This is a genomic window from Microcoleus sp. B4-D4 (genome assembly GCF_036705185.1).
Lineage (GTDB): Bacteria > Cyanobacteriota > Cyanobacteriia > Cyanobacteriales > Microcoleaceae > Microcoleus.
On the sequence record NZ_JAUBTX010000008.1, the window covers coordinates 158,747 to 169,442 of the forward strand.

Genomic DNA, 10,696 nt, shown 5'->3' on the forward strand with positions numbered 1-10,696 from the left:
AATTAATTTACGATTAGACAATCAAGATCAGACAGCACCAGAACCGCAACTTGTGCTGTAGGGGAATTGCTGTCTTTTCTTCAACTTGCTATTGTACGCGGTTTTACCGTTACAAAGCATCAAACCTATCGAAAATTGTCAAAACTATGTTGCAAGATTCCGCATCGAACCAAGTATCGCCCCAAGTTTTAACTAACCAAAGCTTTGAGGCCGATAATCGCGAAGCAGTCCGTCACGTCATCATCGGTTCGCCGCTGGGAGTACGACGCACAATCCACCAACTCCACGCATTGCGCTACGCGGAAGTTGCTCGTTGGACGCATCCGATCGCGATTCCCGACAATCGCATCATCATTACACCCGATCAGGGAGAAATCATGAGCTTGTTAGTTAAGTTAATTCGGTTGGATTGATGTGTTAATGTGCGATCGCCCTTTCGAGCATTGTAGTCGAAAGTGCGATCGCGCTTATTCAGCCATCTCGTACCATCCAAACCAGCATTCCCAAAATTTCGTCCACCGGAGGCAAGGCATAGTCATTAAGATCGATCGATACAATTTTTTCCTCTAGTTTGAGAAATCGCCACTGCGTCCCGTTACTGACACTGCCATAAATAACTGAAATTGGTTTCCCCTTCGCTTCATTAAACTTCTGCATTGCCACCATTTCTGCCACGCACTGTCCAATTCCTGTCTTCAAATCGGCTTTTTTAGCCTCAACAACCGCCACTGCCGGTGCTTCAATCTCCAACATTTCTGGAGAACGACTAATCAAATAATCACAAATCCCGTTTAGTCCAGTTTCATAATCAACCGTAAAGTCTTCCCCCGAAAACAAGCTAATATTCTGCTGCAAAATCTTCCTGACTTCCAGCAGTACCGGAGTAATAATCATTTCGGATCGAGCTTTTTCGCTACCTGTCGCCACAGCTACGGGTAAACTATTTGCCAAAAAATCTGTCAGGGTTGCACTCGGAGCGATCGGAGTTATTTGCGGTAGAAATCGCGGCCCTTCTACAGTTGTTAATCCAAAGGCTTGTTTAACTTTGATAATTGAGGTGAACTCGCTATAAGACATCGCTCAATTTATCCTACTACTTATTACTGCCAAATTGTCAACCCCCAAAGGTCGATAAATTGTATCTCTTTGCTGATAATCCCGCCCCAAAGAACGAATCGCATTCTGCAAATCTTCCACAGACTGACAACTGCCGCCAACTGCACCGGCCATCGTGGTAATGTGCTCCTCCATCAAAGTGCCGCCGATGTCGTTGCAGCCCCATTTTAGGGCTTCTGTAGCTCCTGCTAAACCCAATTTTACCCAGCTTGGCTGATGATTGGAAATCAAATTTCCCAAAAAGATTCTAGATACAGCGGTGAGCAACAATGTATCTGCTAAAATTGGTTGGTCGCGGCCAACTCGACTCCGCAAAGGAGCCGGTGCATCCTGTCCGACAAAGGGCAGTAAAATGAATTCTGTGATGTGCGCTGGATAGTTGTTGTTAATGGCAGTTTGTTGGAGCGATCGCATTTTTTCTAAATGCAAAACCTGCTGAGAGGCAGTCTCAATATGCCCGCAAAGCATCGTGCTAGTTGTCGGTAAACCCAGACGGTGAGCAGTTCCCACAATTTCTAACCAAGTTGCAGAATCTAGTTTTTCCGGGCAAATTATCCTCCGCACCGCATCGTCGAGAACTTCCGCCGCAGTGCCCGGCATCGAACCAACTCCCGCATCTTGCAAAGCTGAAATTACATAGCTGAAACTCAGATTATCTTGTCGGGCAATAAATTCTATTTCTTGGGGCGAAAAAGCGTGCAAGTGCAACTGCGGAAACTTATCTTTAATAGTTTTTACCAATTGCAGATAATAAGGCAAAGATGCACCGCCCTGTTTAGCTTGAAGATTTAAGCCGCCCTGCATACAAATTTCCGTCGCACCCCGCTGCACTGCATCAGTTGCCTTTTCCTGAATTTGGGCTGCATCTAACCAAAAAGCGCCTTCATCTCCGTCGTCGCGGCGGAACGCACAAAAACTGCAATGCTGCTCGCAAATGTTGGTAAAATTAATATTGCGATTTATAACATAGGTAACAGTATCCCCTGATTGTCGGCGGCGCAGCAAGTCAGCGGTTGCTTGAATTTGGGCGATCGCCTCTGGATCTCTTTGTTGCAAAAGTATCAAGGCGTCGGCGGTAGAAATGTTATAACCTTGTAAAGCTCGATCTAGAATTGCATCCACAGTTTTATTTTTGGCTCAGTTACAGAATTACTGCCTAGAATTAAGGCGTTTTTATATTTTAACAAATCGATCGTAGAGGAACGCTCTGCTAAAATCTCAACTTTTACAAAAGCATCTTTTAATTTGTGAAACTTAATTTATGGGCATCAACCAAACAAATCATCTGTTACCAGTGCCTTCTGGACTTTTGCAAATTCCTGCTGTACCGACTTTCGCTTCAACTTTTACAGACGCAGATACAGCGCCCATTTATTTTTCCCTGGTCATTCCCACCTATAACGAGTGCAAGAATGTCAAGAGTATTGTGGAACAATTGAGCCAATTGCTTGATGGCATGATTCCTGGCAACTACGAGTTAATTGTAGTCGATGACGACAGCCCCGATCGCACCTGGGAAGTTGCCCTGTCCCTGACACCAGAATATCCGCAATTGCGCGTGATGCGCCGCTCAGACGAGCGGGGACTTTCTACCGCCGTAATTCGCGGGTGGCAAGCCTCTAGGGGCGAGGTTTTGGGGGTGATCGATGCCGACTTGCAGCATCCGCCGGAGACACTATTGCAGCTTTTAGCAGAAATTCAGCGGGGAGCCGATTTGGCCGCTGCGAGCCGCCACGTTGCCGAGGGCGGGGTGAGCGACTGGAGCGTTGTCAGGCGATTGTTGTCGCGGGGAGCTCAAATAGTCGGATTGATCGTACTACCGGGAGTGGTGGGCCGAGTTTCCGATCCGATGAGCGGCTATTTTATGGTGCGCCGCAGTTGCATTGCCGAGAAAACAATGAATCCTGCCGGTTACAAAATTTTGATTGAAGTGCTTGGAAGGGGGGATATCCGCTGGATTGGAGAGGTTGGTTACGTGTTTCAGGAGCGGAAGGAAGGCGAGAGCAAAGTTACTGGAAAACAGTATATTGAGTATTTGCGGCATTTGCTCATATTGCGGTTTGCCCGCTGGCCGATGGGTAAGTTTCTGCGGTTTGGCCTTGTGGGTTTCAGCGGCGTATTTGTGAATATGGCGGTTTTGTACGTGCTGCGCGAAATATTCAATTTGGAGCTGACTCGCAGTCTGATTCTTGCTGCTGAATTGGCAATTATCAGTAACTTTTTTTGGAATGATTTGTGGACTTTTGGGGATATTTCTAAGCGACAGCCGGGAATTAAGCAGCGCTTGAAACGGCTGTTGAAGTTTAATACAATTTGCTTGATGGGTTTGATTTTGAATGTGCTGCTGGTTAATGTGATGTTTAATATTTTGGGGATGAATGAATATTTGGCGACTTTAATTGCGATCGCAGTCGTGACTCTGTGGAATTTCTGGATTAATATGAAGCTGAGCTGGCGGGTGACGGAAGTTGACAGTTGACTGTTGACAGTTGACTGTTGACTGTTGGCAGTTGGCAGTTGGCAGTTGGCAGTTGGCAGTTGGCAGGGAGGGTTTTAAACAGTTGATAGTTAACAAATAGCAACTAGCAACTATCAACTGTCAACTGTCAATTATCAACTATAATAACTGTTCTTGCCAAGACCTTTGAATGACTGAATTGATGATTAAGAACAAACAACTGTTGTTGCTCTTGCTGTGGATGGCGATCGCCCTAATGCTGCGCTTTGCCAATTTGGACTCGAAACCGCTGTGGACGGACGAGTTTTCGACTCTAGTGTTTAGTTTGGGGAACAGTTTTCGCGGTGTGCCGATCGATCGCGCGATCGACCTTCCCACTCTATTACAACCGCTGCAATTTCGTCCCGATGCTGGCATTGGAGATGTCCTAAACCATTTGCTGCTAGAAAGCAACCATCCGCCAGTATATTTTATGCTAGCCCACTGGTGGATGCGGTTGTTTGGCCCGACCGAAGATAGTTTAGTTTGGATCGGGCGATCGCTGCCGGCATTATTAGGCGCAATTTCAGTTCCCGCTATCTACTTTTTAGGCAAATTTGCATTCAATTCTCGTTTAGTTGGTCAATGTGCGGCCGCGATGATGGCAGTTTCTCCCTACGGCATTTATCTCGCTCAAGAAGCCCGCCATTATACGTTAGGAATCTTATTAGTTATTGCCTCTCTTTTTTGCTTGACCTTAGCTGCCAAAAAACTGCAACAGCGCGCTCCGCTGCCTATTTGGGCGGCGCTGCTTTGGATATTTTTTAACTGTTTAGGAATTGCTTCTCACTACTTTTTCGTGCTGACTTTGTGTGCCGAAGCTATCGCCTTAATTGCTGTAATTTGGCTGCAATTTAATCAGAAATTGGAAACGTCAAATAATCAGCAGCCGAATATTTGGCAATTTCAAATTATCTGGCGGCTGTTAGCAGTAGCGCTGGGGACTTTAGCTGGCGGTTTAGTTTGGGTGCCGGTATTTTTGTCAAATAAATACGGTAGCGAGCTCACGAATTGGCTTGTCAGTGGCGATCGCACATTTGTAGATTGGATCGCGCCGATTTTCCAAGCTGGCGCGGGATGGATTACTCTCGTGTCGCTGCTGCCGGTGGAATCGCCAAATTTGGCAGTAGTGGCTGGATCTGCGATCGGCATGACAATATTTTTGCTTTGGGCACTTCCCCTGCTGCCAAACGCTCTTAAAACTTCCTTAAAAACGCCAAATTATCGTTTAGGTACTGTGATTTTTGGCGGATTTGTACTCGGAGCAATTTTCCTATTTTTCAGCTTTGCATACATTCTCGGAATTGACCTAACTCGCGGCCCTCGATACAATTTCGTCTACTTTCCCGGCGCGATATTATTGTTAGGAGCAATCTTAGCAGTTATTTATAGCACACCTACAGTCAAAAGTCGATGGTTTAATGTGCCTGCCGTAGAAATTTATGGCAAAAGAGCAGTAATGCTAATTTTAGCAATGAGTTTTGTCAGCGGTATCACAGTAAATTCCAATCTCGGCTATCGCAAATATTACAAACCAGACCTTTTAATTCCGATTATCCGCGAAGTTTCGTCGAAAGTTCCCGTTTTAATTGCCACTACTCAAAAGACTCATGTAGAAATAGGAGAGTTGATGGGGATTGGATGGGAATGGGAAAGAAGTTCGGCAACGGATTTTGTAGCGGATGTAACGGATGTTAGGAAGAAAGAAGAAGTTAAAGCCTTTGATTCTCCGCTGTTTCTTTTGGCTAATCAGAGAAGGGATGGGCCGGAAATAGCGGCAGGGACACTTGACAAAACACTCAGTCAATTAGAACGTCCGCTAGATTTGTGGTTAGTAAATTTTCGCGCCCCTGTCAACTTAGCAGCACAAAAATGTCAGCTTGAATCGCGCCAGTTTCCTGCAGTAGACGGGTATGAATATCAAATTTATCACTGTTTTTGAACGGGCGGGCGATCGCAATAATTAAGGTTCGTAGTGTGGACTTCAGTTCGCAACAAAGAGCGGACTAAATGCCACACTACGAACCGATCGCCCGCTAAGCATCAGCGGCAAAATATTTAATTAAGACGCTCATCACTTCACCGGGATTTTGAGTTGGAACAAGCGGGCTCCAGTCAGTAGCGCAGGCAAAATTATCGCGGTGAAAAGAATGAATGACGCGGGAAACAACAGGACGAGAACTGATAATGAAAAGTTTCAAGAGTTCTCGGTTAACTGAAGTTTGCAAGTTTGGCTGCTTAGCAGGAGGCTGCATGAATTCGGCAGTTAGATTGTCTTGCCCAATCTCGAAAGCAAGTATTAATTCGGTATTGGGCAGCAGTTGCCGGATGACTGTCAGAGAAGATTCTGCTTCGCTGCGGCTGCGAAATTGCGCGACGGGTAAGCGCTGAAAGTTGGGCAGCAGTCGGTAAATAGTCCAAGCATTCAGAGTTTCTGGGGTGTTCATGGTTGTATTGTAAATTGGGTATGTTTGCCCATAGGAATCTGACAGACTTGCATCTTTTATTGTTAGTGCAGTCTGTTTTGGCTATGGTTGTGCCTATCAAAATCAAGCTAACCGCTTAATTTAAGCGCTTAAATTAAGATTTTATAATTATATGGTAAAAAAAAGGCAACGTCAACGGCAACCAGAAAATGAGTTGCCTTTTCGGAGACTGCGGGAGGATGCTAACCTCAGCCAAGAAGAGTTGGCTGTACTGATGGGCGTATCGGGTTCGTCGGTGCGACGATGGGAAAAGGGAGACGAACCGACGATGACTGTTCGGCAAATCAGGGATTTTTGCCGTTTGGTGGGGGTATCTTTTGATGAATTGCCGGATTATCTCAGTCGGCGAGTAGATGATGAAAAGTCATAGGGGGATAGATTGGTCGATCGCGCTTTCGATTAAAATAATTAAAATAAGTGCGTTAGCGAAGCTTTCGGCAGGAATCGATCTTTCATTGCAGTACAAATTTTGTGGCAGAGGTAGCCGCTCAAACTTTGAGTAACTCTCAGTATGCTCAACTGTCTGATTGAATTAAATCCCCTGCAGGTGGATGTCGTTTTATAGCTTTGTCAGCGGCCCGAATATTAATGACTCTCTCTCGATTTAAGACTAATAGGGATTTGACGGCGAGCGGACATTTCTACACAGCAGGCTGAATCTGACCCAAGAAAAGATTGCGGACAGTCCGATTGACAAAACTGAGGTAATCGTCGATTTCTTCGTAAAGATTGAGTTCTTGTTCTTCCTCATGATTTAGGGGCAAAGTTTGTTGTTTATCCAACAGTTCTTGGATTCGATTTTTAACAGCGGTGGAGGCTTTAAAAATGGGTATGCCTTCCACTAATTCAATTCGGACAGCTCCTTCTATAGGTAGAGTATCGCGCAGGTTTTCCAGTTTTGGCAGGATTAGCATAGTTGTGGATTTTATGGGTTTCCGTCTTGATTATATCAAGGTTTTTTTCAATCTTTCCTGACACTATCGGGCACGCCCACGGCCGAAATACCCGATATCGCCCTTAAATTTTGACACCGAATCAACTCGTTAAAATCCAAACTGCGCCCTTCAATTTGCGCCACAGCCTCGATCGCCCCCAGCAAATGTCCGGCCGCTTCCGCTTCGCTGTAACCGCGCCTTCCCGCTACTCTAATCGCCGCTTCGTCAGCATCTAACTCTACTTGGGAACTGCGGTTATCGCGCCAAATTCGAGTCATGGCGAGTCCCGTCAAACCGCCCGCGATCGCAATTCCGATCGCATCTCCCTGCAACAACTCTACAACAGTCCCGACAATTCCCGCCAGAGCAGCACCTTGATAAATATCCGCTTTAAACCACTTGAAATTGCCCAAAAAACTCACATTTCGCAATAGCAGCAAATCTCGCTGCGGCTTAGATAGCAACCTCCACAAATCAAAATTAATATAAATCGGTCGAGATTGATTCCAAGGCAAAGGAAAATCGCAATCAATTACCGTCGATTGTTGAGGCTTATTAATAATTTTACACGTCATGCGACCGGAAGCGGGCATCACATCTAACAGGCGGCGAATTTCAGGTTCGGGATTCATAGTTGAAGTCATTAGTCATTGGTCATTAGTCATTGGTCATTAGTCATTGGTCATTAGTCATTAGTCATTGGTCATCAGGAAGAGGGAATTGGTGCGATAAATCTCGTTTATTACTACTCGTTACCAGGCTCTGCCTGGTAACGCAGATCCGGAGGCTCTGCCTCCTTTTTCCCAGTCGAGGCAGAGCCTCTGAATATCGGTTCCAAGGCAGAGCATTGGAACCAGTTTACCAGTTAAATATTGTTGGCCAACCCACCCCTACAAGCGGGATTTTACTGTTGCGTGAGGGCGGGTTTTACCGAATTGTCAATAATTGATAAATATTGTGGGTGAACCCGCTCCTACAAGCCATTAGAAGATAATTAAGGCGTTTTCTTCGATTCAGATTTAGGAGATGCTTGAGCTTTTGGAGTTGCTTTTTCACCCTTCGGCGAAGGCTTCGGGCTGGCAATTTCTGGGGCAACGGACGGCTGGGAAGTTACGCTTGGGGATGCCTGCTGTTTTTGGGAAGCGGGGGCAGTTATCGGAGCTGCAGGGGCTGCCTTAGCACCTAAAATGCTCGCGTCTCCGGTGTCAAATAAGCCGGCGATGCAGGCAATCATCATTGTTGCTAAGGTGCCGACAAATAATGCTTTCCAACCGAGTTCGGAAATGTCTTTGCGGCGGGAGGGAATTAGGGCGATCGTACCGCCGACAAATATACCGACGGATGCTAGGTGCGCGAAGCCGGAAAGGGCGTAACTGACAATCAAAACTGTGCGATCGCTAATCAGTCCTTGTTTGGCGGCTTCTGCTAAACTTTGATAAGGTGGAATTGCGGTTTCTAACAGCCGCCGTCCGATGATTACTGATGCTACCCAAGAATCCTCAATGGGAACTCCAGTTAACAAGGTTAGCGGATAAAATAAGACTCCTTGGATATTTTGCAGGGTGACAAAACTAAAGATTGTGCCGATGGGAGCCGGCAACACGGCCAACCAGCCAAAGAATTGATTGATTAAGGAAACTAAGCCCAAGATTAAAATCAAAACAGCGGCGATCGCCACAGCCATTTTTACACCGTCCAATGCACCAATTATCGCTGCATCCAAAGGGCTGACTCGTTCGATGGGTTCTCCGCCCACAGTCTCTTGTTGACGGATTTCGCCGTCCGTTTCAGCAATTTCTTCGCCCACAAACTCGCGGCCTTGAGGCTTCCGATCTTCCTTGGGGATGCCGCCCATTGTCAGCGGTACTCCTGTTTCGGGAACTAAAATTTTGGAGATGACAAAGCAAGCGGGAATGGCGATAATTGAGGCGGAAACTAAATGTCCTAAAATATTGGGAAATACAGGTTTGAGAAAGCTGACGTAAATTGCTAAAGTTGATGAAGCGGCGGTTCCAAAACAGCAGGAGAGGATGGCACAAAGTTCGGAACGAGTCATTTGCGGCAAATAAGGCTTGACGACTATTGCTGCTTCTATTCCTACAAAAATATTAGCAGCGCCGCTGAGGGCTTCCGCGCCGCTCAACCGCATTGTCTTATAAAATATTTTGGCAAAAACTTCGGTGACAATTTGAATTACGCCGATGTTATAAAGTAAAGCCATGAGACCGGAAAAAAAGACGACTGTCGGTAAAGCTCGAAAGGCGAAAATATATCCTAAATTAATTGCCGGCTCTTTACCCGGTACTGGTACAATATTGCTCCCGAATACAAATCTCGCTCCGGTGTCAGCAGCGGTGAATACTCCATCGAGCAAGCCTGTAAACCACTCTAGGGCGATGCGAGTTGGGGGAAACAGGAATACTAAAAATCCTAAGACTAATTGCAGGCCAATGCCCCAGATGATGACGCGCCAAGGTATATAACGAACTTGGCGGTTTTCTGAGAAAATCCAGGCGATCGCGCAGAGTCCAAAAATGCCCAGAAATGAGATAAAGTTGTAAATAGACATGAGTCTAGTCCTTAAAATAGCTGAGAATACCGATCGACGGTTTGCACCACATCAGTTATACTATTCATCGGACGGCAAGTGCCAAAAAAATAATTAGCAGATAAATTACGCACTCAACAGCGTATTTATGTCGTTGCTTATGTCAGCGCCAGCGGAAGCGGATCTTTAGCAACCGTTGATTTGCCCTAATTACCAGCAGTTTAAATAAAAACACGCAACACATGGAAGCTTTTGCTCCACATCCTCCCGAATGGACTGCGATGGCGGTTCACGCTACTGAGTTTTGCTGTCTCAAGTGCGGTGCTAGCTGCACTGATGCCCGCGAGGTCTGGATTAATCGCCGATCGCCAGTATACAGTGAGTTCCAGCGTCGCAAGTGGCAAGAATTTTATCGCTGTCAGTGCGACGGCGTGTGGTGGGCCTGGAGTAGCGATAGGCCTCCTTCTGAACTTGTGCGTCCCGATGAGAGTTCGGAGGAGGGTTCTGATGAGGACGATGATGATTTTTAGAAGGACTTTCGATTGGATTTGAAACAGTCCCGGACTCACGCCCCGGCCAAAAACCCGGTTTCTGGATCAAGCATCTCACATCGCGTCCGATCGATTAAGATCATAAAAACGGATATGTGCGGAGGGCCTCCGCACATATCCAAGCAATTTTTCTCAACTAATTGAGTACGTCGAGTAGGCCATTGACTACGCCTGACATTACTTTTTCAACTAAACTCAATTCATGTTCGCCGATCGACTCATCTAATAGCATTGACTGAATTCGCTGTCTGTCTTCGCGAGTCAGTTGACCAGAGGCAAAGATCCGTTCAACTACTTGTTCATTTAAAAATGGGAAGGGTTGATTTTGCATTATCTGTCCCTAAAAGCATCAATATTTTGTTTTTAATTTTGCTAGAGGAGGCAGTTATTTTGTGGGTTTTTGCCTTCTCATCCAAATCTTTGCTTCAATCTTAGGACTCAGCAGGCGTTTTGTCAAGACACCTGCGACCGATAGATAAATACGGAATATGCTTGGTATTTCTGACATTCTGGCAAAAGATGGTTTTGGAGGGCGATCGACTCAAAGACGCTGATTTGCACCC

At 46.0% G+C, this 10,696-nt stretch carries 12 protein-coding genes; 5 read left to right on the forward strand and 7 right to left on the reverse strand.

Going from position 1 to position 10,696, the window contains the following annotated elements; genetic code table 11:
* Nucleotides 1–146 precede the first annotated feature (146 nt).
* On the forward strand, nt 147–413 hold the full coding sequence (locus QUB13_RS10015; RefSeq protein ID WP_333380354.1) for a hypothetical protein: 267 nt from the start codon (nt 147–149) through the stop codon (nt 411–413).
* 58 nt (nt 414–471) lie between these two features.
* Here QUB13_RS10015 and QUB13_RS10020 read toward each other — a convergent pair whose 3' ends face one another.
* Nucleotides 472–1,077 (reverse strand): hypothetical protein, encoded by a 606-nt coding sequence (locus QUB13_RS10020; RefSeq protein ID WP_333156224.1) that lies wholly within the window; start codon nt 1,075–1,077, stop codon nt 472–474.
* A gap of 3 nt (nt 1,078–1,080) precedes the next feature.
* The gene (gene cofH / locus QUB13_RS10025; protein ID WP_333380355.1) at nt 1,081–2,238 is read right to left on the reverse strand and encodes a 7,8-didemethyl-8-hydroxy-5-deazariboflavin synthase subunit CofH; all 1,158 of its coding nucleotides are present in this window, start codon (nt 2,236–2,238) and stop codon (nt 1,081–1,083) included.
* Nucleotides 2,239–2,377: 139 nt separating this feature from the next.
* On the opposite strand from cofH, the gene QUB13_RS10030 reads away from it, so the two are divergent.
* Together QUB13_RS10030 and QUB13_RS10035 are read left to right on the forward strand one after the other, a co-directional pair.
* Complete coding sequence (locus QUB13_RS10030; protein ID WP_333380356.1) at nt 2,378–3,595, forward strand: glycosyltransferase; 1,218 nt, start codon at nt 2,378–2,380, stop codon at nt 3,593–3,595.
* Nucleotides 3,596–3,764: 169 nt separating this feature from the next.
* The gene (locus tag QUB13_RS10035; RefSeq protein WP_333380357.1) at nt 3,765–5,555 is read left to right on the forward strand and encodes a glycosyltransferase family 39 protein; all 1,791 of its coding nucleotides are present in this window, start codon (nt 3,765–3,767) and stop codon (nt 5,553–5,555) included.
* Nucleotides 5,556–5,649: 94 nt separating this feature from the next.
* Here QUB13_RS10035 and QUB13_RS10040 read toward each other — a convergent pair whose 3' ends face one another.
* A complete protein-coding gene (locus QUB13_RS10040) occupies nt 5,650–6,060 on the reverse strand; it encodes a hypothetical protein (protein WP_333380358.1) in 411 nt (136 codons plus the stop codon).
* A 151-nt stretch (nt 6,061–6,211) separates the two neighbouring features.
* Here QUB13_RS10040 and QUB13_RS10045 point away from each other — a divergent pair, with 151 nt between their 5' ends.
* On the forward strand, nt 6,212–6,469 hold the full coding sequence (locus QUB13_RS10045) for a helix-turn-helix transcriptional regulator (protein WP_333380359.1): 258 nt from the start codon (nt 6,212–6,214) through the stop codon (nt 6,467–6,469).
* Between the two features lie 271 nt (nt 6,470–6,740).
* On the opposite strand, the gene QUB13_RS10050 is transcribed toward QUB13_RS10045, so the two are convergent.
* The 3 genes from QUB13_RS10050 to QUB13_RS10060 form a co-directional block, all read right to left on the reverse strand.
* Nucleotides 6,741–7,013 (reverse strand): hypothetical protein, encoded by a 273-nt coding sequence (locus tag QUB13_RS10050; RefSeq protein WP_333380360.1) that lies wholly within the window; start codon nt 7,011–7,013, stop codon nt 6,741–6,743.
* A 47-nt stretch (nt 7,014–7,060) separates the two neighbouring features.
* Complete coding sequence (locus QUB13_RS10055; protein WP_333380386.1) at nt 7,061–7,666, reverse strand: DUF3318 domain-containing protein; 606 nt, start codon at nt 7,664–7,666, stop codon at nt 7,061–7,063.
* A gap of 362 nt (nt 7,667–8,028) precedes the next feature.
* The gene (locus QUB13_RS10060; RefSeq protein ID WP_333380361.1) at nt 8,029–9,603 is read right to left on the reverse strand and encodes a NupC/NupG family nucleoside CNT transporter; all 1,575 of its coding nucleotides are present in this window, start codon (nt 9,601–9,603) and stop codon (nt 8,029–8,031) included.
* Nucleotides 9,604–9,824: 221 nt separating this feature from the next.
* Here QUB13_RS10060 and QUB13_RS10065 point away from each other — a divergent pair, with 221 nt between their 5' ends.
* A complete protein-coding gene (locus QUB13_RS10065; protein ID WP_333380362.1) occupies nt 9,825–10,112 on the forward strand; it encodes a hypothetical protein in 288 nt (95 codons plus the stop codon).
* 157 nt (nt 10,113–10,269) lie between these two features.
* Here QUB13_RS10065 and QUB13_RS10070 read toward each other — a convergent pair whose 3' ends face one another.
* On the reverse strand, nt 10,270–10,464 hold the full coding sequence (locus QUB13_RS10070; RefSeq protein ID WP_333088493.1) for a hypothetical protein: 195 nt from the start codon (nt 10,462–10,464) through the stop codon (nt 10,270–10,272).
* Between the last annotated feature and the right edge of the window lie 232 nt (nt 10,465–10,696).